General features: G+C 69.7%; 16 protein-coding genes. 1 reads left to right on the forward strand and 15 read right to left on the reverse strand.

Annotation, left to right across the window (positions count from 1 at the left end):
• Window positions 1-22 precede the first annotated feature (22 nt).
• From ACOZHM_RS02750 to ACOZHM_RS02815, 14 genes are all read right to left on the reverse strand, one after another.
• Window positions 23-12,394, reverse strand: coding sequence for a filamentous haemagglutinin family protein (locus ACOZHM_RS02750; protein WP_421567407.1), 12,372 nt, complete (start codon window positions 12,392-12,394; stop codon window positions 23-25).
• 194 nt (window positions 12,395-12,588) lie between these two features.
• A complete protein-coding gene (locus tag ACOZHM_RS02755; protein ID WP_421567408.1) occupies window positions 12,589-13,800 on the reverse strand; it encodes a substrate-binding domain-containing protein in 1,212 nt (403 codons plus the stop codon).
• A 189-nt stretch (window positions 13,801-13,989) separates the two neighbouring features.
• Complete coding sequence (gene gspF, locus ACOZHM_RS02760; protein ID WP_421567409.1) at window positions 13,990-15,189, reverse strand: type II secretion system inner membrane protein GspF; 1,200 nt, start codon at window positions 15,187-15,189, stop codon at window positions 13,990-13,992.
• A 10-nt stretch (window positions 15,190-15,199) separates the two neighbouring features.
• The gene (gspE, locus tag ACOZHM_RS02765) at window positions 15,200-16,642 is read right to left on the reverse strand and encodes a type II secretion system ATPase GspE (protein ID WP_421567410.1); all 1,443 of its coding nucleotides are present in this window, start codon (window positions 16,640-16,642) and stop codon (window positions 15,200-15,202) included.
• Entirely contained in the window at window positions 16,639-18,990 is a 2,352-nt protein-coding gene (gspD, locus tag ACOZHM_RS02770; RefSeq protein ID WP_421567480.1) for a type II secretion system secretin GspD, read from the reverse strand. The genes gspE and gspD overlap by 4 nt, the downstream gene beginning before the upstream one ends.
• Before the next feature lie 17 nt (window positions 18,991-19,007).
• Window positions 19,008-19,550 carry a type II secretion system protein GspM gene (gspM, locus tag ACOZHM_RS02775; RefSeq protein ID WP_421567411.1) on the reverse strand — a complete coding sequence of 181 codons (543 nt, stop codon included), beginning with the start codon at window positions 19,548-19,550 and terminating at the stop codon, window positions 19,008-19,010.
• Entirely contained in the window at window positions 19,550-20,716 is a 1,167-nt protein-coding gene (gene gspL / locus ACOZHM_RS02780; RefSeq protein ID WP_421567412.1) for a type II secretion system protein GspL, read from the reverse strand. Before gspL ends, gspM begins: the two co-directional genes overlap by 1 nt.
• Window positions 20,713-21,564 (reverse strand): type II secretion system minor pseudopilin GspK, encoded by an 852-nt coding sequence (gene gspK / locus ACOZHM_RS02785; protein ID WP_421567413.1) that lies wholly within the window; start codon window positions 21,562-21,564, stop codon window positions 20,713-20,715. Before gspK ends, gspL begins: the two co-directional genes overlap by 4 nt.
• Window positions 21,565-21,626: 62 nt before the next feature.
• Window positions 21,627-22,064 (reverse strand): type II secretion system major pseudopilin GspG, encoded by a 438-nt coding sequence (gene gspG, locus ACOZHM_RS02790; protein WP_421567414.1) that lies wholly within the window; start codon window positions 22,062-22,064, stop codon window positions 21,627-21,629.
• A gap of 57 nt (window positions 22,065-22,121) precedes the next feature.
• Window positions 22,122-22,712 carry a hypothetical protein gene (locus ACOZHM_RS02795; protein WP_421567415.1) on the reverse strand — a complete coding sequence of 197 codons (591 nt, stop codon included), beginning with the start codon at window positions 22,710-22,712 and terminating at the stop codon, window positions 22,122-22,124.
• Between the two features lie 117 nt (window positions 22,713-22,829).
• Entirely contained in the window at window positions 22,830-23,378 is a 549-nt protein-coding gene (locus tag ACOZHM_RS02800; protein WP_421567416.1) for a hypothetical protein, read from the reverse strand.
• A gap of 55 nt (window positions 23,379-23,433) precedes the next feature.
• On the reverse strand, window positions 23,434-24,414 hold the full coding sequence (locus ACOZHM_RS02805; RefSeq protein ID WP_421567417.1) for a FecR family protein: 981 nt from the start codon (window positions 24,412-24,414) through the stop codon (window positions 23,434-23,436).
• A gap of 70 nt (window positions 24,415-24,484) precedes the next feature.
• On the reverse strand, window positions 24,485-25,015 hold the full coding sequence (locus ACOZHM_RS02810) for an RNA polymerase sigma factor (protein ID WP_421567418.1): 531 nt from the start codon (window positions 25,013-25,015) through the stop codon (window positions 24,485-24,487).
• Between the two features lie 13 nt (window positions 25,016-25,028).
• Entirely contained in the window at window positions 25,029-25,778 is a 750-nt protein-coding gene (locus tag ACOZHM_RS02815) for an STN domain-containing protein (protein ID WP_421567419.1), read from the reverse strand.
• A gap of 151 nt (window positions 25,779-25,929) precedes the next feature.
• Between ACOZHM_RS02815 and ACOZHM_RS02820 the strand changes: the two genes are divergently transcribed.
• Window positions 25,930-26,091, forward strand: coding sequence for a hypothetical protein (locus ACOZHM_RS02820; protein ID WP_421567420.1), 162 nt, complete (start codon window positions 25,930-25,932; stop codon window positions 26,089-26,091).
• Here the strand turns inward: ACOZHM_RS02820 and ACOZHM_RS02825 are convergent, their stop codons facing one another.
• Window positions 26,092-26,253 (reverse strand): hypothetical protein, encoded by a 162-nt coding sequence (locus tag ACOZHM_RS02825; protein ID WP_421567421.1) that lies wholly within the window; start codon window positions 26,251-26,253, stop codon window positions 26,092-26,094. It abuts the gene before it with no gap.
• Between the last annotated feature and the right edge of the window lie 62 nt (window positions 26,254-26,315).

The following is a 26,315-nucleotide window of genomic DNA, read 5'->3' on the forward strand; positions in this document are numbered from 1 at the left end:
GCAGGCCACGCAGGGCGTGGCGCTACCTGCGTTCGGTGCGGGGAGCCGCGTCTGCCTGCGGGAACCGGAAGGCGCTGTTGGGGTCATAGGCACTTACCGGCTCGGACACCCGCGGCTTCGGGTCGGCACTGCTGCTGGCGCCAAAGCCCAGCACCTGCACGCTGATTTCCGAAGGCCGATTGCGGCGTGCGTCGTCCTGGGTCTTGCGCATCACGTCCTGCGCCGCCTGGCTGGCGCTGCTGGCGGCGGCGCTGGCCGAGGTCAGCGCATTGACGTTCACCGTGGCCAGTACCGGCAGGCCGGCGCTCTCGCCCTGCACCTGCACGTTGGCCGCGTTGAGTACCTGCAGTGCGGCCAGGTTGACGTTGCCCGAGACGCGGATGCCCGCCTCGCCCGCATCGATGGTGCCCAGCGGCGCAATCAGGTCCACGTCGCCGGCCGGTACTTCGGCAATCGCCGCCAGCGTGGCAATGCCCGCACCGGTGGCCGGCGCCTGCGGCGACAGGTTCACGTTGCCCCACTGGTCGTAGACGCGCAGCGCCGGGGTGTATTGCACCGAGGTCAGGGCGCCACGGCCGGCATTGATGTCGCCGCGCGCGGACCACGCCTGGATGTCACCGCCGAAGGTGGTCATCACCCGCGACAAGCCAAGCAGCAGGCTGCCATCGCTGAACAGCCGGATGTCGCCCTGCCCCTGCGTGACCAGGCCCGCCGACGCTGGCGGTACGACGCCCTGCACGCCGACCACGATCTGGCCGCCGGGAGCCAGCATGTCGATGGTGCCGCCGGCCTGGGTGCGTACCCCGGACCCGCCGAACATCACGATATCGCCGCGGCGGTCGATCGTTTTGCCTGCGTCATCCTTCTCCGGCAGCAGCGTGGCAATCGCCTCGCGACCGCGCAGGTAGGAGCCGAAGCGCGGGCTGTCCGGATCGTTGTACTCGCGGCCGGCCGCACGCAGTTCCGCGTGGTAGACCTGGCGCAGGAAGAGGCGTTGCTGGGCGGGCGGCAGTGCATCGAACAGCGCTACTGCCGCATCGCCCTTGGCCGGTACGCCGAAGCGTTCCTGCAGCCAGGTCTCCAGCTCGGTGCCATACAGCTTGGCCGCCTTGCCGGGCTGTTCGGCGAGCGTCAGCGCGGGGTCGGCCAGGTTGTCCGGGTCGAGGTAACGCGCACGCAGCGCGGCGTAGTCCAGCTGTTCGTTGCCGGCGGTGACCGCGATGCTGGCGCCGGGGCGGGTATCGCCCTGCACCAGTCCACCCGTGGTGGTGATGCTGGCCTTGTCCTCCTGGCGGATCTGCCGGCCGGCGCTGACGTCGAGGTCACCCGGGCCGGCAATGCGGATCGGAGTGTGCACGATGTCGCGACCCGCTTCCACGATGCTGATGTCGGTGCCGGTGTTGTTCAGGCCGCCGATGTCGCTGAGCAGAATGTCGCGGCCCGCCCGCACATGCACCGGCGCGGCGACGTCGTCGAAGGTGAACACCGTTCGCGTGTCGCCCACCTGGCGCTCCAGCTCCCAGTGCTGGCCGGTGCGCAGGCCGATGATGTCGCCCTCCACCGCATAGAAGCGGTTGGGGACGCTGCCGGCCGCACGCAGGTCGTTGAACTGCAGCGTGGGCGCACCGAAGGCGAACAGCGGCAGGCCGTTCTGCGGCTCCGCCGCTGGCGCATCGACCGAAAGATTGTCGCGGACCCGGGCCACCCCCTGATAGGCCACGTAGGCGGGGTCGAACGGGGTCGGCAGGCGGGCGTCGGAACCGCCGCTGCTGATGCCCACCGCCCCGGGCGTGGCCACGATGGATTCCTTCGCCAGCACCTCGAGCACACCGCTGCTGGACGGCCGCGTCAGCAGTACATCGCTGCCCGTGCCGGACGCCTGGTCCAGCTTGATGGTGCCGCTGGCCGCGAGCAGGCGGACCGTCGAGGGCAGCAGCCAGTAGCGGAGCGAGGAGCCGAAGCCTTCGCCGTTGACGTCGCGCCCCATCGTGTGTCGATCGCCCACCAGGCTGGGTGCCAGATCACCGCCGGCCGCCACCATGTCCAGCGCGGTGCGGTCGGTCCACAGCGAGAACCAGCTGGCGCCGGCCGCAACCGTGCCGTCGGCCAGTGTCACGGCGTTGTAGTTGAGGACCGCCGCGCGGCCCGGGTCGGTGACCGCACCCAGCACCGCGTCGCCACGCGCCTGCAGCAGTGCGGTGGCATCACCGAGCACCAGCACCGGCCCGCCCATCGCCTCACCGCGCTGGGCGGTGAATGGGTCTGCGGCCGGCAGCGCATTGTCCAGTCGCTGGTAGCTGGCCGACGACGTGGCGATGCCGCCAATGCGGGAGGCCTGCAGGCTGAGATCACCGCGCAAATTCACCAGCGCGCCGTTGAGCTCAAGGCTCTGGGTATTGCCGACCGGCTGCTGGGTGGTCGCGTCGAGACCGGGATTGAATGCACCCGCCGTGCGTACCGAAAGATCGCCGCCGCCGGTCAGGAACAGCTCGCCCTCGCTCACCCGCCCGGTGGATCCCACCACCGCGACAAGGGCGGTGGAGTGTCCGGCGCCGCTGGCGCCCCGTATTGCGCCGCCCATGGCCGATTGCACACCGGCGTGCCCGCCCGCTTCAAGGCGGAGATTGCCGCCGCCCAAGGTGCCGAAGCCGGTGAAGCCGCTCATGCGCGGGGTGGACGTACTTGCGTTGCGTACCAACGTGTAGGTGCCGAAGTTGATCCACCAGCTGGCGTCGGTCGCGCTCGTGCCGGCGGCGCCGCCCTGGCGCCACAGCCAGTTGCCCACCGCAGCGCTCGCCGCATCGGCCGCATCCGGGGAACTGGTCTGGCCCAGGAGGGAGCGTTCCGCCCACACATCGCCGCGAATGTCACCGCCCGCCGCGACACGCAGGTTGCCACCGGCATCGGGATACCACGCCTGATAGGACGCCAGGGCCGCATCGTAGGCACCACCGGCCTGCACGGCGCCCAGCAGCTGGGTGTTTCCCGGTGCCGGTGCACGCTCGGGATTGAAGGTGGCATCGCGCTCGTCGCCGAAGGAGGTCGGCGTGCCTGCGGTGTAGACGCCGTAGCCCGAGCGCATCTCCACATCACCCGCCGCCAACAACGTGAGATCGCCTGCGCCGGTGCGCAGCACGCTCCAGGCCGGGCTGCCGACCCGGCTGTTGTAGTGGGTTTCGTCGATCCAGGTTCCGCCGCCGTAGCAGACGTTCGCAGCCTGGGCGCACAACTCCTCCTCCGTCCAACCGTACAACGCGGCCAGTTCGCTCGCCGGGCGCCCGAAGTAGCTCTCGTCGCCGTTCCATTCCAGCGACCCCTCCCGCGTCACCAGTCGCGGCGCATTCCCACAGGCGCCGTCGAAGGTCGCGCAGAAGTCGTCCTCGGTCATGCCGAACATGTCGGCCAACTCCACAACCGGCTTGCCGGCAAAGCTGTCGTCGCCCCAGGTGTCCAGTGAGCCCTGCAGCGTGATCACGCGTTCGCCCTCGAAGCGGCTGGTCGTTTCCACGGTGCGGATGGTCGAATAGTGCGTATCGGCCAGGACGAGATTGCCATCGGCGCCGAAGCGGCGCGCACGCAGGTCGGCCGCGCCGGTGTCGGCACCCGCCACGGCGGTGATGTCCCACGACGCGGTGCCCTCGGGCAGCATGGGCGCCAGCGCCCAGTTGCGTCCCTGGCTGCCACTGGCATCGGCAGGACGCAGGTTCACCGGCTGGCCACCGGCCAGCTGTATTTCAGTCATGGACGGAATGAGCGAACCGGCCTTCAGGTCCACGGCAGCGCTCAGGCGCATCTCGGCAGGCAGCGCAACGCCCGCCGGCCAGACCTGCGCCTGGATCGCCAGCGTGCTGTCCAGCCGGAAGCCGGCGCCCAGCACCGCACCCGGGCCCAGGTTCAACGGCGCTGAGAGCACGGTGCCGGCGGCCAGCGTCTGCCCGTCGGCGGTGGTCACCGGCGCACGCAGTACCGTGCCCGCCGTCAGCAGCAGGTTGCCGGCGATGCGCGTGGCCATCGGCACCTCCGTGCCCGCCGGCAAGGTCATGGCGCGGAACGGAATGGCGTAGTTCAAGGTGGCGCCGGCAACGAACCGGGTGCCCGACTGCAGCTGCACGCCGCCGTTGGGCACGATGATGTCCGCGCCGTACGGGGTACGCGCGTCGCCGGCCGGGCTGGGGATCAGCATCCAGCCCGACTCGTCCGGATTGGTCGGCGGCGGCGCGAAGCCGTCGTTGATGCTGCCATACAGCCGGATATCGCCCTCGGCGCGCAGGGCCAGCGCCGCCGATTCGCCGAACCCGCGCCGTGCCGGATCCAACCGGTCTGCCTGCGGCCCGTAGCGATAGCCGGAGAGGTCGATGTCGCCGGACACCACCAGATCGCCGCGGCTATTCTCCGCGCCGGCATTCGCAACGATTTCCACGCCGGGCCGCAGCCGGTACGTGCCCAGTGCCGCGACACGCTGCTGCAGATCGGCATTGCCCAACGCTGCGTCGAACCACGCGCGGTTGTCCGGATCCACCACCTGGTCGAACCAGGCCTGGGTCACCACCTGCGGGCGGTTGCCATGCACATCCTCCGCGCCGGCCAGCGGTGCGTCGGTATAGCGGCGGAAGCCATTGACCTGGAGGTCGCGGACGCCGTCGATGCGAACACCGCCGGCAACATCGATCCCGGCATCGTCCAGGCCAACGCGCGGCACGTTGATGCGCAGCGATCCGCGCGGCGCGCCATCGTTCTGGCCCGCCGCCGTTCCTGTGGCGACCCCCGTTCCACTGCGCAGGTCCAGCTGCGCGGTGCCGCCCAGCTCAACGCGTCCCTGACCGCTGGTCAGTTCGATATCGGCCCGGTTCGGGCTGTCGATGATCTTCCCGTAACTGTCCACGCGCAGCCCGGTGCCATGTGCGTCCAGCGTGCCGTCCACCCGCAGCGCTTCGCGCGACGCCAGGCGGATGCCGCCCACCTGCACGCCACTGGCGTCGATGCGGCCCACCACGTCGAGACGGCCACCGTCCACGCTGATGTCGACATAGCGCGCCTTGACCTCGTCGCCGACGACCAGGTCGCCCTCCGCAAGCTGGAAGCTGCGCGCGCCGGTCACGCCGCCGGCGTTGAGGCGTTGGTTGAGGCCCTGGAAATCCTGCAGCTGGTGCGCACGCAGCACCAGTTCGCCCGCGTCCCACGGCACCACGCTGCCGCCGGCGTCGGTCTGGCCGCTCGCGCCGCCGAGAATGCTGCCGGCCAGGTCGACCCGGCCGCCCTGTTCGCCCATCGCATCGACGGTCAAGCGGCCACCACGGTTGTTGCGCGCCGACAGGTCGATGCGCGATGCGGCGTCAGTACGGATGTCGCCCTCGGTGGTGCCGAGTTCCACATCGCCGCCCCAGCTGTACTTGTCCACGTCCAGCAGGCTGACCTTGCGCCCGGCGAGATCGAGGTCCGCTGCCGCGCCCAGCGTGATGTCACCCGTGGCCTTGGCGGTCAGTCGGCCCGAGGCCAGCAGCACCGTGCTGTCCAGCGTGATGTCGCTGGCCTGCAACGAAAGCTCGGCACCCAGCGCGGCGTTGTCGCCCGCTGTCGCCGTGGCGCCGTGCAGCATCAGCGCGCCGCCGGTGCGCACCGCCAGTTGCGCGGCCGCGGCACCGGTCAGTAGCGGGGTGGCGATGTCCAGCGCGCCGCCGCTGTACTGCCAGCCCTGCCCGGCCACGTAGTCGCCCTGTTGCTGGTACACGTCCAGGCTGCCCTTGCCCGAGAACACCACGCGGTCACTGGCCTGCAGGTTGACCGACGAGAACCCGAGCAGCTGGCGGTTGGCGCTCGACGCCGACGGGCGACGGGTGAACCCCGCAGAGCCGAATTCGATGGTGGACGCAATGATGTCGAGCTGCCCGCTGCCCAGTCGGTCCACCATGGCCGCCGCCTGCGGCGCGCTCGCCTCGCTGCCGATGCGCTGCCCACTGGCGAGCGCGCCGTCCCAGAGCAGCGTGTCCGCCACGATCCGCGCACGGTCGTCGGCATTGCCATAGCCGTGGATGGCCGGTGCACCCAGCACCAGCTGCTTCAGCCGGCTGACGCCGGTGGCGGCATCGCGGGTATCCAGGTCCACGCTGCCGATCACGTTGATCGCATCGCGTGCGCTCAGGCTGAGCGTTTCCAGTGCGGGTGCCTGGGTGGCGGTGTTGCCCTGCAGGAGCTGCTGCAGCACCTGTTGATTGAGCGCCAGGCCGGGTGGCAGGCCGCCATTGGCGGCGAAGTCACGCAGCGCGTCGGTCTGGCCAAGGTTGATCGCCGACACCGCCAGCCCGAGGCGGCGGGTGCCATAACTGGCGTTGTCATCAATCTCCAGTCGACCGTCCGTGGCGGACATGATGCTGCCCTCGGAGACCACCAGCGCCTGCCCGCTGCAGGAGACGCTCAGGCAGGTGCCCAGGCGGATGTCCACAGTGGCCTGGCCCGACGTCGGCAGCAGGTTGACCTCACCGTTGGACACGGCGAACACGGCCGAATTCATGCCTTGATAGAAGTAGCCGTCGGTGGCATCGAAGGACGCCGCGCCTTCCCCCAGGGTGCTCAAGGTCGCCCCCTGCTCCACGACGATGCCCTCGCCCCCGGGCCGCGCGGTCAGCACCAGTTCCGGCGCGCGCAGTGCGGCGCCGTCACGCACACGAAGCGTATCGGTGGTCGCCGTGATGTTGAAGGCAGGATCGAGCAGCGCGCCCATAGTGACGTCGCCGCCCAGCACCATGCGCGCCGGGTTCAGGGCATTCAATGCCTCCGCCTCCAGCACGGCGCCGGCTGCGCCTTCTGCCGCGTTCTTTCCCGCGCCGACAATGTCGAGCGTTCCGCCCGTCGTGGTCACCACCACGCTGCCCGCGTAGCCGGTGCTTGCCCCTGCGCCGAACCGGGTTTCGCCTGCCACCTGCAGCGCGCTGACGCCGTTGCGGCCGGCATCGGCGCTGAGCGCCAATTTCAGCTGCCCCGCATCCACGGTCTGCATGCCACGCGGCACGCCCACGCGCGCCGCGTCGCTGGCCACGAAGCTGTTGTAGCTGGTTTCGTTGTAGCCCGAATGGCGGCGCACCACGTCGGCGGGCGTGATCAGAATATCCGTCAGCAGGGGCGAAATCGCGCCGCCCAGGCCGCTCCCCTGCTGCCCCGCCACCCGCCAGGAACCGGTGCCCGTCGCCACCGCACCGGCAACGCCGGTGACCCCGGAACTGCCCAGCTCCACCCGGAAGGCACCGGGCTGTAGCGCGTACACCGCCGGCAACAACGTATAGGTGCCTGCGGCAAGGCCGGGGACGCCGGCCGGAACGACGATGCGCTGACCGATCGCCGGGTCGGCGCTTCCCTGCGCCATCCCCGCCGGCGCGCTGCTGCCGCTGTAGCTCGGCACGATCGCGTACACCGGATTGCCTGACGCACTGAAGGCATACGCCGGGTTGGCGTCCGCCAGCGCGTGGCGCAGGATGTCCACCGAACCACCGCGCCCGCTCACGTGCGCCGCACCGGTCAGTTCGCCGCCGCCGGAGAGGTCCAGCAATGCACCGGCGTCGATCGACGTCTGCGCCGCCTCGAACGTGATGCCGATGGGCTCCGCAGTGGAGCCTAGCCGGCCGCCGATCACCTGCGGTGAAACGAGGCCGCCATCGACGTACCACTGCAACCCATCGACGGTGCCGCCGTAGGGCAGCGACAGGCCCGCCGCACTGGTGGAGGTAATGCTGCCGTCGAGCAGGTGTACCTGTGCCCCTTCCGCCTGGGCGCTGGTGCCACCCAGGCGCAGCGCGCCGAGCGGCGCGCGCACGATGCCGCCCTGCTCGATGGTGGGCCCGACCAGGCTGAGGGTGCCGAACACCGAATGCGGCAGCGGTGCCGTGCTGCCTTCGGACCGCGCGATGCGCAGCACCGCCTCCGGATTCGCCCAGGTCCAGAAGCCATCGCTACCCACCCGGTTGGGGTCCAGTCCCACGGCAATGCCCGCACGCGCACCGGTGGTGGGATAGATCTGCGCGGCAGTGATCTCCAGTGCCTGCGGCGCTGCCAGCTGTGTGAACCCACTGCCGCCACTCGTGCTTCCGGCCAGCAGGCGCAGGTCGCCGCTGCTGTGCAGATTGACCTGGTCGAAGCCGGCCACGTTGACCACGTCGCGCACATCGATCAACGCGGCATTGGCCTGCAGGTGATGATCGTTCTTCGTGTCCAGCGGCGCGGCCACGGAACGTTTCAGGTTCTCACCGCCGATGAGCCGCCAGTTCGCCTGTGCGAGGCGAAGATACGGCGCCGACAGCGTCAGCGTTCGCTGCGCCTCGGCGCCCGGTGCCAACCCGATGCTCCCGTGCAGGCGCAGGCTTCCGCCCATCGCGAGGTCGAGGCCGTCATCCGCACGCACGTCGCCGAACAGCGACAGGTGGTCGAAGCCGCCCCGTTCGATCTGTTCCACGCTCACATAGCCATGTCCATAGCGGGGAACCGCCGTATCGGACGCGGCCTCCCGCGCCTGCCCCAATCCCAGGATTCGCGCCACCAGCACCGCGTCCACCGCCGTGCTGGCGTACGTGCCACCACCGAATGCGATGCCGAGCGTGCCGCCCTCGGCACCTTTGCCGCCCGCGGCGGCCTCCAGGGTGCCGTTGAGGTACAGCGCATCCGCCGAACGCAGCACGATGCTGCCGCCGTTGGTATCCACCTGCTGCTCGCCGCGCCCCTGCACCTGCAGCCGCTCGGTCGTGCCCGAGGCAAGCAGGCGTGCGCCGGTGTCCACGACCACGAACGCTTCCACCGGATCGACCACCGCATTGCGCGCTTCCCAGTCGAGCTCGCCGCCAATGCTGATGCTGCCGCCGGCATGCACGATGCCCTGCCGCCGCCCGCTGGCGTCGGTGGCCACGAAGCTGTCCGCGCTGGCATCGAGCACGGCCCCGTCACCGATCCGCCAGGTGCGCGTGCCCGGCACGCCGTCGAACAGCGTGGACGGATTGCGGGTGCCGTTGATGGAAATCTGCCCGCTGCGTGCCTGCAGCGTGCCGTCCACGGTGATGTTGCCGCCCGCACGCAGCGCGATGGACTGACCGCTGTCCACGCCGACCAGCGCGCCATTGCCAATGCGCAGGTCGCCGCCCTGGAACGCGCGCTCCGAGCGCAGCGTCAGGCTCGCGCCATCGCGCTGGATCACCGTGCCCTTGGCCGGGTCGATCTGGTACTGCGGCGCCAGCCACGCTTCGAGCGCTGCATCGCGGTCGGTGGCGGACAGCACTCCGGCGGTTGGCCGCAGTGTCGGCCGCACCACCTGCAGCTGCGCGTCATCGGCAACGTCCAGTGCGCCATGGCCGTTGATGTCGTAGGAGCCGAAGCCACTGGCGAACACGGCGGTGTCCACAGCCAGGCCATCCGTCGTGGGCTCGCCCCCGATGCGTACCTTGCCGCCGGTCTCCAGTGTGAAGCGGCCGCTGTCGGTGACGCCGAGCGCACTGACGGTGGCGCCTTCGCCAAGCGTGACACGGCCCGAACCATCACTGGTCACACGCGCGTCGTCGGCGCGCAACAGCACGCTGCCGCCCTTGCCGCCGCGCATGTCGCCAGTCACCGTCACCCGCCCACCCGCGTCCACCCGCAGCTGGCTGCCCGCGCCCAGTTGCACGTCGTGGCTGCTTTCCAGCTGCACCGTGCCGCCGTCGATCCAGGCGGCACGGGCGGTCGCCTCGGGCTGCATCAGCGCATTGGTCCAGGTGCCGCTCAGGTCGATGCGGGCGTTGTCGCCCACGACCACGCCGCCGCGACCGTCGCGCAACAGCGCCTGCGGCGTGCCCAGCACATTCAGCAGATTGCCGGCCTGCAGCGAACCGCCGTGGGCCGTGATATCGCCTTGGATCTCCACGCGGGCCGCAGTAAAGGCCAGGGCCGCGCCATCCTGCAGTTGCAGGCCGCCCTCGGTGCGCAGGGTGCCACTGGTGGTCAGGTCCAGCCGCCCCCACTGCTGTGCACTGAGGGTATCGGCGTCCATCCAGAAGGTATTGCGGCGGCTGCCGTCCAGCGGGGACTGCAGGCCAGACGCGGCCGGTGTGGCGGCCGTGTCGCCCAACCGCACCTCGGTGGCGAAGGCACCGTCGCGGCCGCGGGCGCTGTAGCTGCCCAGCAGCAGCGCGGCGTTGCGGGCCACCGCCGTCTGCGCCTGCCCATAACCGTCCCGGCCGACATCCGGGCCACGGTCCTGGCGGACGCCCTGGAACGTGCCGGTGTCGATATCGCCTTCCAGCACGACCGTCGGCGCGGACAGGGTCAGGCTGCCGGCGTCGCGGCCGACGGTATAGCCGTTCTCGACCCGCGTTTCGCTGGCGATCAGCGGGTTGCGGAAGCTCTCGGTGACGCCCCAGCGTTCGTGTGCGCTTTCAAAGCCGCGGTACAGCCCGGCGAACACCACCGCCGCCGGTGCGTCGTCCAGTCGGTACAGTTGGCCATCGTTGCCGCGCAGCCAGGTCTGGTGGATGGTGCCAGTGGCCACGTCCAGGCTGCCACCGGCAAGGTTGATCCGCGAGCCGGCCTGGGTGATGACCTCGCTGCCGCCCAGCAGCACGCTGCCGCCCTGCGCCGCCCACTCGCCAATGGAATGGCCGCCGGTGCCGAGGTAGCCGCCCACTTCCAGCAGCCCGCCTGCGGCGTACCAGCGATCCGCCTCGTAGCCACCGGTTCCGGCGGGTACGTGCACGAGCGTGCGGCGATCGATCCACGCGCTGTTGTTGTTGAGGTTGTTGAGGTTGCCGCTGTCGCGGTTGTCCGGCGAGTCGCGCAGTTCATTGCCCTGCACGTTGATCTTGACGTTGTTGCTCTCCATCGAGACCTTGACGCCGGTCGCGCCGGCCACGTCCACGCGCGCGCCATCGGCCAGGAAGCTGCGCCCTGCGGCGTCCACCACCACCTGGCCGCCCGTGGCCAGGGTCAGGGACTGCCCTTCAAAGGCGACCGTGCCACCCGAAACGATCTCGATGCGCGACTGGTCGCGCCGATCCTGCATGCGCGAGAGGTTGTCGAACGTGCCGCTGTTGCTGGTGGCGCGCAGCGGATCCTGCGCCGTCGACTCGGCGATGAGTGCATCGCGCTGGCTGTCCAGCGCGGTAGTCTTGCCGTCGTCCTCGATCAGCACCGCCGTGGTCGACCCTTCCGCCAACGTGACCGAACCGTCGCGGTCGCTGAGGGCATTGAGCAGGTGCACGCTGCCCCGCTGGTTCACGGTGGTGGTGGCCACTGCCACGCCGGCCTGCTCCACCGTGCGCCCCGCCAGGGTGATGTCGCCTTCGCGCGCGCGGATCAGGCCCGTATTGCTGACCTCACCGGCCGTGCTGCCCGCGACGAACTGCGGCGCGATCTCATTGCCGCGGGTCGTGGACGCGATGTTCTGCGCGGTGCCGACGCCACGACGGATCACGAATGCATCGCCGGCGGCAAGCTGGGTCTGGCCCTGGCGCGTCTCGATCTGCCCGGCGTTCTCCACCGCATGGCCCGCCAGCAGCACATAGCCGCCGCTGCGGGTGGCCGTGGACGGCTCGTGGGTCGTGATGCGGGCGCCGCGCTCGACCACCACACCGCCGAGTGCATCGGTCAGCGTGGCATGGGTGTTGTCCGCGCTGTACAGCCCGTTGTCCTTGAACTGCGCATCGCTGATCCGGGCGGCGGCGGCCACCAGGTTGCGCACGTTGACCTGGCTGTTGTTGCCGAACACCACGCCGTTGCGGTTGGTGACGAACACGCTGCCCGGCGCCTTGATCTGGCCCAGGATCTGACTGGGCCGGGCATTCGGGTCGTTGACCCGGTTCAACACCGCCCAGTCCGCGTTCTGCCCGAAGCTCAGCGTGGTGTTGCTGCCTACGTTGAAGGTTGCCCAGTTCAGGATGGCCTTGTCGGCGGTCTGCTCGATGCTCACCTCGACCTTGCCGTCGGCGCCGGTGCGCTGGATCGCCTCGCGTGCGTTGAGCCAGCCGCGGGTCAGCGGATTCTCATCCACCTTCAGGCCACCCTCGCCCAACCCATCAACCACTATGTAACCGGCGTTGCGCAGATTCTGGCGGGCCTGCTCCTGCATGCGCTGCTGCAGCGCAATCGCCTGTGCCGCGCTGCCCAGGTTGTCGATGGACTGCTGCAGCTTCTGCCGCGCCGCGTCCTGCTGCTGGGTAGGCTGGCCGAAGTTGACCGGCACCCCGTTGGGCATGCGCCCGCTCTGCGCCGCCGCGCCCTGTGCAGCCCCCTTCTCGGCGAACCATGCCGGGCTGAAGGCCTGCTGGGCCGCCGCCGGCACCGTGAGGGAACTCAAGGCCACGGCGATGGCCCACGCCATCGGGTGGTTGCCGAGCGTACGCTGGGAAGCGGCGGTACCGCGCAGGGCGGTCGAATGCAGGTGCGACATCGAAACCTCGTCAACCGGAAGGCCCGCTCGACACGAGCGGTTGCTGAATGGATGTGGCCCCCCAAGGATCTGGCCACGCACCTCTTAGACGGGGGCGGCGGCGCAAAGCCGACAGGGAGTTGGCTTGCCCACCAACGAAAAGAGCGCCGGCATTGCTGCTGGCGCCCTGGGTATCGTTCCTTGATACCTACCGCTTACGGGCGGCCGATGGTGTTCGGCGAGACGCCGCAGGTGGTGGTGTTGCCCAGGCCGTTGACCGTGCTGGCCAGGACCAGGTTGTTGCGGATCGATTCGCGCCACGCCTGGTTCAGCGGGATGAAGCCATGCGCGCGGACCTTGGTGTCGTTGGTGCCGGTCACGCCCGCGTTGTAGTGGGTGGACAGGAAGGCACGCAGCTGCGCGGTCACCGGGGCGCTCTTGTAGCACTGGCCGATCACGAAGTTGGTGTAGCCCGCGATCGGATAGCCGTCGGACGGGTTGGTGAAGACCGGCGCCCAACGCGACGGGTTGGCCAGCTCATCGGCGGTGCTCGGCGGGGCGATGGTGTCCAGGGTGAGCGACACGTTCACTTCGCTCGGCGAGAAGCCGCGCAGCTTGGCAACCTTGGTGGCGTCGACCAGGTCCGGGATCACGTCCGGGCCAACGTAACCAATGCGGCCTTCAGCGGCATACACGGTGTTGTACAGCGAGGTGCCGCCGGTGGCCGGCGCGGCGTCGAAGGTGACCGGCGCCGCGTTGCCGACGAACAGGTTCTTGAAGGTGGACTGCACCGAGAACTTGCCGTCCTTCAGCGTGCTGGCCGACAGGTTTTCGTTCGCGCAGACCGTGGTGAGGAAGCGGGTCAGCAGCTCGCTGGTGCCGCTGCTTTCGTTACGGTACACAACGCGCAGGGCGCCGGTACGGCCGCTGCCTGCAACCTGCTGCCAGGTGGTGAACTGGCCGGAGAAGATGCGGCACAGGTCGGCGTCGGCGATGTTCAGCGCGGCACCGGCCTTGTTGAACGGAATGGTGACCGAGGTCGCCACCGACGGGAACTGCAGCAGCGGGCCGTAACGGTTCGCGTCACCGGCGACGTTGTAGGTGCTGTTGTAGATCGCGCGCTCGCTGCCCGCGGTCGGGATCAGGGCGGGGCCGCCGCTGAGGACCGAGTCGCTGCCGATGAAATGCACGGTGCCGGTGGTGCTGAACAGTGCCGAATTGTTGGTCAGGAACGCGCTCTTGCCGGTGCCCGAGCCGGTCACGGCGTAGCTGAAGTTGGCCGGCAGAATGCTGTCCGACGAACCCTTGTACAGGTCGGCCGGCAGCGACGCGCCGCCGCCGGTCACGGCGACCTGGGCCGAGGCAACGCCGGCGACGGACATCAGAGCGGTGGCAACCACCGCGGCGAGGATCTTGTACTTGCTCATGGTCTTCTCCAGAAGGGTTCTACTACGAAGTTGAAACACCGAGGGAGGAACGATCACTGCACCTGCTGCCGCCGGGGACCTCCCAGTCCTCGCTGCGACGACGTAGGTGATGCTCGGCGCGTGCGATGACAGCGCGCTTAAGAAAGGTGTGGAACTCGCTGTAATACTCTGGAGAACGGTGTGGAGAACTCAGTTGACCAGCTGGTTCATTTCCATGATCGGCATCAGCACGGCGAGCACGATGGTGAGCACCACGCCGCCCATCACCAGGATCATCGCCGGTTCGAGCAATGCGGTGAGCGCCATCGCGCGACGCTCGATCTCGCGCGAGATGGTCTGCGCCGCGCGCTCCAGCAACGGTGCAAGCGCACCGGTCTTCTCGCCACTCGCAACCAGATGCACGAGGATCGGCGGGTATACCTTCTGCACCTTCAATGCCGCGCCCAAGCCCACACCCTCGCGTACACGCGCCGCCACGTCGTCCGCACAGCGCGCAAGCAGTGCATTGCCCAGCGTCTGCCGCGCCGCGTCTAGCGCGCGCAGCAGCGGCACGCCGGCGTCGATCAGAATCGCGAGCGTGGAGGCGAAGCGGGCACTGTTTACACCGATCACGAAACGGCCGAGCATCGGCACGCGCAGCAGGCCGGTATCCCAGCGCAGGCGGAATGCGGGGCGGCGCAGCGCCAGCCGCCACCCCACCACGGCAGCCGCAACACCCAGCCCCAGCCAGATGCCCCACTCGCGCACGAACGCGCTCGCGTCGAGCATCACCCGTGTGAGCAGCGGCAGCGTCTGCCGCGCCTGCACGAACGCGGTGACCACCTGCGGCACCACATAGCTGAGCAGGAAGATCACGATCGCCACCGACACCAGGCTGATCGCACCGGGATAGATGAAGGCGGTGATGACCTTGGCCTGCAGCGCATTGCGGTCTTCGATGTAGTCGGCCAAGCGCTCCATCACCTGGCCCAGGTCGCCGGAGTCCTCGCCCGCACCGACCAACGCGCGATAGATGGCCGGGAAATCCCGCGGGCGGCTGGCCAGCGCCGTGGTCAGCCGCTGGCCGCTGCGTACGTCCGCACGTACCGCCGTCAACGCCTGCACCACGTGCGCCTGCTCGGCCTGTTCGATCACCGCGCTGAGCGCGGCCTCCAGCGGCAGGCGCGCGGCCAGCAGGCTGGACAGCTGCCGGGTCGCCCATGCCAGCTCCGTGGCACTGAGCGCGCGGCGCCGCCACTGCCCTGCGCCTGCGCTCACCGCGCGCAAGTCCACCGGGGTCAGGCCACGGCCGCGCAGCAGTTGCCGCGCCCCGCGCGGACTGTCCGCCTCCAGCCGTCCCTTCTCGGTGGTACCGCTGGCGCTGACCGCCTGATATTCGAACTGGGGCATGGGCGCGGCCTCAGTCTTCGCCGGTCACGCGCAGGATCTCCTCGCGCGTGGTCACACCCTGCGCCACCCAGCGCATGCCGTCCTCGCGCAGGGCGCGCATGCCGGCCAGGCGCGCGGCCTCGCGCAATGCAGGCTCGCCCTGCCCTTCGTGGATGAGCGTCCGTACCCGGTCGTCCACCACGAACAGCTCATGGATGCCGGTACGGCCCCGGTAGCCGCTGTTGCCGCACGCCGGGCAGCCCACCGCGCGCCATTCGGGCCTGCCCTCGCTGTCGTGCTCCAGCCGCCGGCACTGCAGGCACAGCCGCCGCACCAGCCGCTGCGCCAGCACACCGCGCAGGGACGAGGCCAGCAGGAACGGCTCCACGCCCATATCGGCCAGGCGGGTCACCGCCGAAATGGCGTCGTTGGTGTGCAGCGACGCCAGCACACCGTGGCCGGTGAGCGAGGACTGCACGGCGATCTGCGCGGTTTCCAGGTCACGGATCTCGCCGATCATGATCGTGTCGGGGTCCTGGCGCAGGATCGCGCGCAGCGCCGTGGCGAAGGTCATGCCGATGCGGGCGTTGACCTGGATCTGGCCGATGCCGGCGAAGTCGTACTCCACCGGATCTTCCACCGTGAGGATGTTGCTGGTGCTGCTGTCCAGCTGCCCGAGCGCCGCATACATGGACGTGGTCTTGCCACTGCCGGTCGGGCCGGTGACCAGCACGATGCCATGCGGCTGGCGGATCAGGCCGGTGAACGTGGCCAGCGTGTCGTCGGCCATGCCCAGGCGCTGCAGCTGCAGCCGGCCGGCATCCTTCTCCAGCAGGCGCAGCACCGCGCGCTCGCCGTGGCCGGTGGGCACGGTGGACACGCGCACATCGAGCGGCCGCCCGCCCACCCGGATGGCGATGCGCCCGTCCTGTGGCAGGCGTTTCTCTGCGATGTCCAGGTGCGCCATGATCTTGATGCGTGAGACCAGGGCGGCATGCAGCGCACGGCGCGGCTGCACCATGTCGCGCAGCGTACCGTCGACCCGGTAGCGCACCACCGAATGGGTCTCGAACGGTTCAATATGCAGATCGCTGGCGCCGTCGCGCGCGGCCTGGGCCAGCAACGCGTTGATCATGCGGATCACCGGCGCGTCGTCCTGTGCGTCCAGCAGATCGGTGACCTCCGGCATGTCCTGCATCAACCGGTCCAGGTCCACGTCACTCTCGGCCGCCCCCACCAGTGCCGCCGCGTCGCCACCGTCACGGTACTGCTCGCCCAACCGCTGCTGCCACGCCGCCTCTTCGATCACCTCAAAGCGCAGCGCGCCGTAGCGGCGGCGCAGCTCCGCCACCGCCCAGGGCGCCGTCGCGGCCGTGCCGACCAGCAGCGGTTGTTCACCGTCGCTGCCCAGCAGCAGCTGCTGCGCGCGGGCCCAGGCGAACGGCAGCGGTGGCAGCACACCGGTGGCGCTCACGGCTCGATCACCAGTTCCGGGGTGTAGCCCAGCGTGCGCAGCTGCTGCAGCGCCGGGTCGAGGGTGGCCGGTTCGCGCGGCACCCGCACGCGCAGCCGCTGGCCGCTGCCGCCGGGCACGGCTTCGGCATAGGCCGGCAGGCCGAGCGCCCGCACCTGCGCCACCGCCTGCGCGGCGCGGGCGGCATCGAGGTTCTGCGCGAACTGCAGCAGCTGCACCGGGCTGTCGGACTGCGCATTCAAGGTGGCCACCGAACTCTGCACCGTTGCACCTGGCTGGAGCGGCCGCGTTCCACCCTCGCCCAGCACCGGCAGGTCCTGCGGCGGCAGCTGCGGGGCCTGCATGTCCGGCAGCGCCCAGCTCGACAGCGGCTGCACGCTGGCCTGCGCATTGCGCATGAAGTCGTAGCGGTCGCGGGTGAGGCGCTGCCCGGCGGCGGGGTCGCGAACCACGTGCGGGCGCAGGAACACCATCAGGTTGGTCTTGGCGCGGCTGCGCGTGTCGCTGCGGAACAGCGCGCCCAGCAGCGGTATGCGGCCCAGTCCGGGCACGGCGTCACGGCCGTGGCTCACGCTGTCTTCGAGCAGGCCGCCCAGCACCATGATCTGGCCGTCGTCAAGCAGCACGCTGGTGTCGAGCGCGCGCTTGTTGGTGATGATGCCGATGGTCTCGTTGGAGCGCTGCGGGTCGATGCTGCTGACTTCCTGGTAGATGTCCAGCTTGACGGTGCCGCCCTCGGAGATCTGCGGTCGCACCTGCAGCTTCAGGCCGATGTCTTCGCGTTCGATGGTCTGGAAGGGGTTGTTGCTGCTGCCACCGCCATCGGTGACGTAGCGCCCGCTGACGAACGGCACCGTCTGGCCGACCATGATGCTGGCCTTCTCGTTGTCCAGCGTCATCAGGTTGGGCGTGGAGAGAATGTTCGCCCCGCCCCTGCTCTGCAGCGCGTTGGCCAGCGCCTTCAGGTTGAGGATCTCGCCGATCCCCGGCAGGTTGATCGTGCCGTCGATCACGCCCAGGTTCAGTCCGTCCTTGGCCAGCACGTCCAGCGTGGTCTTCGCGCCCGTAGTGATGCCACTGCCGCCGAAGTGGGTGCCGCCGAACGTGCGGCCGTTGCCGAGCATCCATTGCACGCCCAGTTCGGCGGCGTCGGACGCGGTGACTTCCACGATCAGGCTTTCCACCAGCACCTGGGCGCGGCGCTGGTCGAGCTGGTCGATCACCCGGCGCAGGTTGCGGTACACCGGCTCGGGCGCCGAGATCAGCAGCGTGTTGGTGGTGGGATCGGGTTGCACCGACACGCCGTTGTGGCTGAAGCCGCTGCTGTCGTCATCCTTGTTGCCGTTGGCGCCGAGGCGCTCGGAGCTGGGCATGCCGCCGGTGCCGCTGTTGGCACCGGTCTGTTGCGTCCCCGGCGTCTGCGCCACCGGGGCGCCCGCGGCGGGTGCGCTGGTGGCCAGCGGGTCGCTTGCGCGCGGCGCGTCGGATTGCCCGGCGACCACGCCACGCAGCACCTTGGCCAGCTGCGTGGCCTGTGCGTTGCGCAGGTACACCACGTGCAGGTTGCCCGATTCGTCCTGCGCACGGTCCAGCTTCTCCACCAGCTGCCGCGCCAGGCGGGTCCGCGCCGGGCTGCTGGAGCGCAGCAACACGCTGTTGCTGCGCGGGTCGGCCATCACCACCACCTTCTGGTTGGGCTCGTTGCCCTGCGCGTCCAGCAACGGGCTGACCATGGCCGCCACGTCCACGGCGATGCCCTGCTGCAGCTTGACCACGTCGGTGTCCATGTTGGCCGGCGTGTCCAGGCTGGCAATGATCCGCGCGATGCGCTCCAGGTTGTCGGCGTAATCGGTGATGACCAAGCTGTTGCTTGCGGCCGAGGCGGCGATCGGGTTGTCGGCGGCGATCATCGGCCGCAACACCGGCACCAGCGCGGTGGCGTTCTCGAAGCGCAGCGTGAAGGTGCGGGTGACCACCTCGCCGCCCGCGCCGCCGCTGCCCACCGCACCGCCCAGCAGCTTGGCGTCGGCCTGCGGCACCACACGGGTCAGGCCGCCGCTCTCCACCACGGCATACCCGCGCATGCGCAGGGCGCCGACCAGCAACTGGTAGGCCTGCGCGCGGTCGACCGGGCCGTCGGAGACCACGGTCATCTTGCCGGTCACCTTCGGGTCGATCAGGAACTGGCGGCCGGTGAAGCGCGCGGCCATGCGCAGCACGCCGCCGACATCGGTGTCCACCAGATTCAGCTGCACACGCTCGTCGGCCGCGGTGGCAGCGGCCTGTGCGTGCGCGACCCCGCTGCCCTGCCCGACGCCCACCGCCAGCACCAGCGCGGCGGCCCACATCCCTGCGCGCAACCGGCTCATCGTGCGCCACCGCTACCATTGCGCTTCATCACGATCGTGCCTGACACCCGTGCCGCCGCCATGTTGGGATTCCCTGTTCGTTCCAGTGTCAGTTCCTGCACCTGCACGGCCGGGTTGGCCAGTACCGGCAGCAGCGCGTTCCAAAGCGTGTCAGCCGGTGCCTCGCGCACCGCCAACTGCCACTGCGCGGGCGACTCGGACAGCGTTGCCTGCTGCTGCAGCCCCGCCTCCTTCAACCGCGTGCGCAGCGAAGCGGCCGTGATGACGGCAGCCGTGCGCTGGCGGTGCAGCGTGCCCAGCAGGTCATGCAGTTGCCGCTGCTGTGCACGCAGGCGCGGCAGCTCGGCCTGCAGCTGCACGCGCTGCTTCTGCAGCGGTTCCCACCAGCCCACCCACAGCGCGGCACCGCCGATGGCCAGCACCATCAGCAGCAACATGCCCCGCTCCCGCGCGGCCAGCCCCTGCCAACGGCGCAGCAGGTCCTGGCCGACACGCGGCCGGCCTGCGGAGGCAGGCATGGCGGTCAGGGTGCGGGTCATCAGCCGGGTCCGGCAGCGCTGACCAGCAGGCGGCCGTTGCCGCGATCCTCCAGGCTCAGGCCATGCGCCTGCAGCGCCTGTTGCCAGCGCTCCAGGTCTGCGCTGTCCACGCCGGGCCCGAGCACGGGATCCAGCTGCAGCAGCAGCTCGCCCGGCCGGTAGTGCATGCGTGTCGCCGCGCCCGCCCATTCCGGCACCGCCTGCAGCGCCGTGGCGCTCAAGCGCTGCACCTCCGGCGCCACGAGCGGCTGCGCGGCGGCGGCGTGAACCGCACGCTGCGCCTGCAGTACCGGATCCACCACGTCGCCGACCTCGGGCAACGCCTGCCGTACCTGCTGCTGCATGTCCTGCTCGAGGGCGTGGGCCTGCGCCGTCATTCGCCACGTCTGCAACTGCAGGCCGAGCGCGGCGACCAGCGCGGCGGCCACACCCAGTGCGACCGCCTTCCACGGCATGCGCCGCCCTGTGCCGGGCAGCGGCAGCGACCAGCTGGGCAACGCACCGCTCCACTGCTGTTCGGGCGGAAGCCCCGCCGTATCCACCGGCAACGGCCAGCCCGGCGGCGCGTCGCCGATCCACTGTGGCGCACATTCACCGTCGGCGCCAAACCGCGCGCGAAGCTGGTTGGCCACCGCGTCGGCGTTCCCGCCACCCAGCCACTGCACCCACCCGTGGTCACGCGCCGTGCGCACCAGCAGGTGCTCGCCACAGCGCTGCAACGTGGGCTGCCCGTCCTTCATCGGCAACAGCAACGGGGTGGGATACACCCCCTGCAGCCGCAGGCCGACCGCGGCAAACGTCGCCACCACCTGCTGCACCGCATCGCGGCCCAGCCAGGCCACGGCCACCCGCCCATCCGGGCCTTGCGGCCCGTGCGCGAAGGCAACTTCGGCCACGTCCTCCAGCAGCAATGCTTCGATCTCGGCCTGCATCGCCACCTCCAACCGACGCCCGGCCAGCGGTGGCAGCAGCAGGTCGAGCAGGATCAGGTCCTGCACATCCACGCAGGCCACTGCGGTGGCGCCGGGATGACGCTCGCCCAGCGCACGCAGCGAATCGGTTCCGTGGCCCGTCACCTGGCCGCGCTGCAGCCACGCCCACGCAACGGCAGCGTCCGGGCCCAGCGCAGCCAACGGCGGCAGGCGCAGACGAAGCTCACCCTTCATGCGCCGATCCTCGTCCAGACACGCTGTACCCGCACGCCGAGATCGCGATGCTCGCGCCAGATCAATGCCTGGAACGGAACCCGTGCCTCATCGGCCTGGACCATGCCGTCGACCAGGAACCATTCGCTGTGTATGCCCACCTGCAGGGTGAGCGCCTGAGCGTCGGTCAGCTTCAACCGGAAGGCGATGTCGCCCCCGTTGAGCAGGGTGCGGCCAGCGTCGCGCTCGGCCAGCAGCGCGTTCAGGCCCGCCTCGTCGCTGTCCGGCAATTCTGCAGCCAACAGCTTCGCCGAGCTGGTATTGGCATTGAGCAGCGTAGGCAGCGGCAGCAGGGTAAGCACCTGCGCCAGCGCCTGACGTTGCACCGGGTCGCCGTCGGGCAGCGCCAGTGCCAGCACGCCCTGTGCGTCGCGGGGCAATGGCCCGGCGCCACCGATGCGCGCCACCACGAACGTGTGCACCTGCGCGCAGGCCGGCGGCGCAACGCCCTGCATGGCGCACAGGCGATCAAACACGGCCTGCGCGCGCGCGTCCGGCTTGCCGTCGCGCACCAGGTTGCGCAAGTTGAACAGCGCCTGCGCATCATGCAGCTGCACCTGCGTGGGCAGCGGCGACTGCAACGCGATCGGCTGCGCCCAGCCGCCCGCAGCGGTGGGGCCGCGCGGGTTGCCGACGTCATCGCGAAGTTGCCTGGCGGCCTGCTCCACTGCCGCATCCACCGCCATGCCGATCTGCGCGCGCAACTGCTCACCGCGCAGCGTGCGCAGCGCGGTGGACTGGCGCAGCACCAACCCGGTGGCGATCACCGCCACGATCGCCACCACCAGCATGGCCACGATTACCGCCATGCCACGCTGCTGCCGACCCGAACACTTTGTACGCTGTCGCGCTGCACGCATCGGCGGTGTCCTCAAAGCTGCCACGAGCCGATGTCGCTGTTGCCCGCTTCGCCACCGGCCTTGCCGTCGGCCCCGAACGAGAACACATCGATCTCACCGTGCCGGCCCGGGTTCGCGTACTGGTACGGCGCCCCCCAGGGATCGTTGGGCAGACGATCCAGGTACGGCCCGGCCGGCATGCCGCCACCGCTTGCCGGCGGCTTCATCAGCGCCTGCAACCCCTGTTCGCCCACGGGATAGCGGCCATTGTCGAGCCGGTACAGCTTGAGCGCCTGCATCAGTGCGGCGATGTCCTGGCGTGCCGCCACCACGCGTGCCTGGTCGGGCCGGTCCATCAGCCGTGGCACGATCAATGCGGCAAGAATGCCGATGATCACCACCACCACCATGATTTCCAGCAGGCTGAAGCCCTGCTGGCGTGTGCTGCGGATACGAACGTTGCTGCCCATCATTTCGTCCTCGTCATCCTGGAAGAGACCGCCCCGACATGGTCGGTCCTGCATGTGTCAGTTCGATACACATCGGCCGTCGTCATGCGGCTGATCGTCCGCGGCCACTGCCATCGCCTGTCGCATCGCGCTGCGCCGGCAGCGCGCCGCATGCACCAGCACCGGCGGCACCGCGCCCAGTACCGCGTGCAGGCAGCGTTGCAGCGCGGCGTTGCGCAGGGCATCGAGCAGCGAACGGCATTCGGCCATCGTCCACGCACTGGCCTCGTCCATGCCGACGAAGTCGCGGTAGAGCACGTTGAAGCGCAGGCCGTCGTGCAGGCGCTGCAGGTCATCGAGCGCGCGCAGGTGCACCAGCAGCGCCGTGCGCTGCCAGCGGCGCAGCGTCGCATCCGTGGTGGACAGCGTCGGCCAGGGCCAGGTGGCCAACAGGGGGTCGACCGCGTCGCGCAGGCGCATCAGCGGGTGGTCGCGGGTTTCCAGCGCGGCCCAGCGCGTGGCCTGGAACCAGCGGTCCGATGACAACAGCCACACCCACGGCTGGCCATAGCGCTGCACGCAGACAGGCGCATCGCGCGCCTGTTCAAGAACCTGGCTCAGATGACGGTCCAGATCCAGCATGCTCACCCGGCGTGCATCAGGCAACATCGCGCGTCTCCGCCACCGGCATGCCACCATGCCGTACCTCTACAAGACGAGCATCAGCGCAGAATCACGACAGGCAAGATGCCAATCCGTGATGGCGGCCAGCAAGCCGCGCGCGCGTCACCTTCCGGTCATTGCCTTGAAAGCTACGGCGGTTTCGCGGCGCTGACCGCCGCACGCCGCCGCCAGCGCCACCACGTCCTCACGGCCGAGGAAGCGGAACAGCGCCGCCATGGCCGGGGTGTCTTCCATGAAATCGGCGATCGCTGCGCGCAGTTCGGCGACGTGCCAGGGCTCGGCGCCACTACCGCCGGCATCGACGAACCAGTGCAGCAGGCGGTCGAAACAGATGCTCTCATGCAGTTCGCCGATGTCCTCGAACGCGTAGATCGCCTGCAGGATCAACGCACGCGCGCAGGCCGCCGACGACAGCCCGCCCTGCGCGGGCAGCGGCAGGATGTCGCGCTGCAGCTGCTGCAGGTGCGCCAGCGGGTGGCTTCCAGGATCGAACTCCAGCTGCACGCGGTGCTGCCGCCATTGCGCGTCCGACACCACATAGGCCCACGGCGTGCCGTAGCGGTGCACCATCAGCGGTTGCACACGGGTGGTGTCCAGCAACGCAGACAGATTGCGTCGCAGATCGACCAACCCGACGGACTCGTTTCGCATCAAACACTCCATCCCTGCTGGTCCATGCCGCACGTCCAGCGTCCACGGCGGCGACTCACCCCAATACTGCGATTCCACCCGGATAGCGGCGCAGCCCCAGCGACAGGCTCAAGCGAAGCTGTTCCAGTGCCGCTTCCGGATCGTCGATGCCGAAGCGGCCACTCACCGGCTCAAGCGCAAGCCGCTCGCCGCGCAGCACAACCCGGCCGCGGCGATAACGGTTGATCTCACTCACCACATCGGCCAGCGGCGCACGGCGGAACACCAGCATGCCGTCGGTCCACGCCGACACTTCCGCGGCCACCGCGTCGGAGACCACGCCGCTCATCTGTTCATCGAAGCGTGTCTGTTGCCCCGCCTGCAGTTGCATGCGCCCCTGCGGATGTTCGATGCGCGCACCGCCGCGCAGGCAGGTCACCCGCACCTGGCCGTCGATGCAGCGCACATCCAGCTGACTGTTGCCGGCGTCGGCCACCACCTTGCCGGGCCCGGCGAACAGCATCAGCCGCGCCGGCGCAGTGGTATCGATCACCACCTGGCCTTCCAGCAGTTCCAGCGCGGCATCGCCGGCCTCGCTGCGGCGGCGCAGGCTGGTGCGGGTATCCATCTGGACCTGCATGTAGGGAACCGGTTCAACACGCCGGCGCTCACCGGTACCGGTGTGGAAGTCGGCGGCGATCGCCGGCAGCGACGACCACAGGCCCAGCGGCGGATGCAGCGCCGCGACCACGGCCAGGCTGGCGGGGGCGGCAATGGCCGCGCCGAGGAACGCGCGCCGGGTCCAGCCGCGGCGCTGGTCGGCTGCCGTGCGCTGCAGGGGCGCCGGGTCCATCACGCGGCCCGCCTGGGCGATCCGCTCCCACTGCCGGCGCGCGCGTGCGAAGGCCTGCGCATGCGCAGGGTCTTCCGCGCACCAGCGGGTGAACTGCTCGCCCTCTGCGGCCGTGGCTTCGCCGGAAGTCAGGCGTACCAGCCACGCCTGGGCCTGGCGCTCCACGGCGTCGCGGTGTGGGTGTGGCGTGTCGTCTGCGTCCATCGGGGTCCGACTGTCCCCGCGGCAGGCGGGGTTCTCAGGGGGGCGTCAAAGTGTAGACGGACGCCGCCGCTCAGAACCGCACATGCCCTTCGTCGGCGGTACGCGCGGCCAGGTATTCCTGGGCGGCCTTCAACTCGCGTTGCACCAGCCGCAGCGACACATCCATGCGCTCGGCAACGTCGCGCTGCTGCAGCCCTTCCACCCGGATGGCCAGCAGAATCCGCCGGCGGCGTTCGGGCATGCGCTGCAGCAGGTCCAGCATCTGGGCCAGCGCCATTTCGGTTTCGGCGTTCTGCGACGGGTCCGGGCCCGGGTCGGCCATGTCCATCAGCGCCCCGACCTCCTCCATGCTCATCAGCCGGTGGTCGGCACGCTGCCGGTCCACCACGATGTTGGTGGCCATGCGCAGCAGGTAGGCGCCCGGGTTCTGGACCGGGTCCAGCCGGTCGCGGCGCGCATCCAGCCGCATCCAGGTGTCCTGCAGCGCGTCGCCGGCCAGCTCTTCCGAGCCCAACCGCCGGCTCAGGCGTCGCTTCAGCTCGTCATAGGCGCCGAGCAGATAGTCCCTGAGATCCACACCGGTAGCGGCACTGTCGTTCATGATCGGGTCCTTGTCATGGGGCGGCCGGCCGCCGACCACAGTCGTGGCTGGCCGGCACCGGGTGGATGTCCAGCGTGACCGGCTGCGGCAAAGCCGCCGCGGCCACCGGAAGCTGCAGCGCTCGCAGCGCCTGCAGCAGCGCCTGGTCGCGTGCGCCCATGCCGCTGCCGGCGAGCAGCTCGGGCTGGTGGACGCGGCCGTCCGCATCCACCCCGAAAGCAATGCGGGCGCTGTAGTCACCCGGCGCCAGCAGCGCGTCGTCACAGAAGGCCTGGCGCAGGGCGCCCTGCATCCCCGCGAAGGTCTGGCGCGCCCTTGCCGGGTCCAAAGCAGTGGTGAGCGCGGCCGTTGACTGCGCGTCGCCGGGTTCGCGCTCACGCAGCACCACGCGCCCCTCGCCTGCCGCCTGGGCGACCAGGCCGGTACCCTCAAGCAACGCATCAAGGGCGGCCGCGGGCGGCATCGCGCCATGCACTGCGCCGCTGGTGCGGCCCTCGGCGAGCGCGGCCGGGTACATCACGGACCAGCCACTGACGATACTGAAGCGCTCAAGGGCCTGCTCAAGCGGCTGCGCGGGCAGCGCATAGGCGACGGCATCGCCCCGCGCGAACGCCAGGCACGGCACGAGCAAGACCCAGAGCAATACGATGCGCAGGACTGCATGGCGTCCATCAAGCCCCCTGAACGTGAGCACATGACCCTCGACTGGCCTAACACCGGGCAGGGACCAGCGGCGCCGTCCCCGCCTGTCATCGGCAGGCATCGCTGGATTCTGGGAGCCGGAGATTTCAGGTTGATGACCGGGCGTGCCCCTGGGGCCTGCTAGCCGGACACCACTCGGTCGACAGACTGCGCGGAGGGTGCTTGAGGGGACGCTGAGGGTCGCCTAGAGGGAGGCATAGGGTTGGAAGTGAATGACTGCCCTCACCACCGCCGCGATGGGCAGTGCAATCGATACGGCACGTAAAATTCTGTTCACCCTGGCCGGCACGGAACGCACCCAGACCGTTTCATCGCCCACTTCCCATTGGTTCTACACCACCGGAAATGCGTTGGCATGGGGGGGATTCGACTAATCAGGGAAACTGCTCAGCTTCGTACGCCTCAATGAGCGTTGCCATCACGTCAAGGAATTCGCCTTCCGGACTATCGGGAGCAGGATCCGCCTCAACAAGCTCGGAAACCGACTTCAATGCCAGCTTGTAGTCAGCGGGGGTACGGATGGGGGAAATATTCATATCAGTCAACCTCTATCGTTGCGGCGTCTATCTGATCGTATCCGGAGTGCATGGTGGCACAG

The sequence above is a fragment of the Stenotrophomonas sp. PD6 genome, from assembly GCF_049199305.1.
GTDB lineage: Bacteria > Pseudomonadota > Gammaproteobacteria > Xanthomonadales > Xanthomonadaceae > Stenotrophomonas.

Coding starts and splice junctions, on each gene's coding strand:
- ACOZHM_RS02750 (WP_421567407.1), bottom strand. CDS start 12,394: ATGTCGCACCTGCATTCGACCGCCCTGCGCGGTACCGCCGCTTCCCAG.
- ACOZHM_RS02755 (WP_421567408.1), bottom strand. CDS start 13,800: ATGAGCAAGTACAAGATCCTCGCCGCGGTGGTTGCCACCGCTCTGATG.
- gspF (WP_421567409.1), bottom strand. CDS start 15,189: ATGCCCCAGTTCGAATATCAGGCGGTCAGCGCCAGCGGTACCACCGAG.
- gspD (WP_421567480.1), bottom strand. CDS start 18,990: ATGTGGGCCGCCGCGCTGGTGCTGGCGGTGGGCGTCGGGCAGGGCAGC.
- gspM (WP_421567411.1), bottom strand. CDS start 19,550: ATGACCCGCACCCTGACCGCCATGCCTGCCTCCGCAGGCCGGCCGCGT.
- gspL (WP_421567412.1), bottom strand. CDS start 20,716: ATGAAGGGTGAGCTTCGTCTGCGCCTGCCGCCGTTGGCTGCGCTGGGC.
- gspK (WP_421567413.1), bottom strand. CDS start 21,564: ATGGCGGTAATCGTGGCCATGCTGGTGGTGGCGATCGTGGCGGTGATC.
- gspG (WP_421567414.1), bottom strand. CDS start 22,064: ATGGGCAGCAACGTTCGTATCCGCAGCACACGCCAGCAGGGCTTCAGC.
- ACOZHM_RS02795 (WP_421567415.1), bottom strand. CDS start 22,712: ATGTTGCCTGATGCACGCCGGGTGAGCATGCTGGATCTGGACCGTCAT.
- ACOZHM_RS02800 (WP_421567416.1), bottom strand. CDS start 23,378: ATGCGAAACGAGTCCGTCGGGTTGGTCGATCTGCGACGCAATCTGTCT.
- ACOZHM_RS02805 (WP_421567417.1), bottom strand. CDS start 24,414: ATGGACGCAGACGACACGCCACACCCACACCGCGACGCCGTGGAGCGC.
- ACOZHM_RS02810 (WP_421567418.1), bottom strand. CDS start 25,015: ATGAACGACAGTGCCGCTACCGGTGTGGATCTCAGGGACTATCTGCTC.
- ACOZHM_RS02815 (WP_421567419.1), bottom strand. CDS start 25,778: ATGCCTGCCGATGACAGGCGGGGACGGCGCCGCTGGTCCCTGCCCGGT.
- ACOZHM_RS02820 (WP_421567420.1), top strand. CDS start 25,930: ATGACTGCCCTCACCACCGCCGCGATGGGCAGTGCAATCGATACGGCA.
- ACOZHM_RS02825 (WP_421567421.1), bottom strand. CDS start 26,253: ATGAATATTTCCCCCATCCGTACCCCCGCTGACTACAAGCTGGCATTG.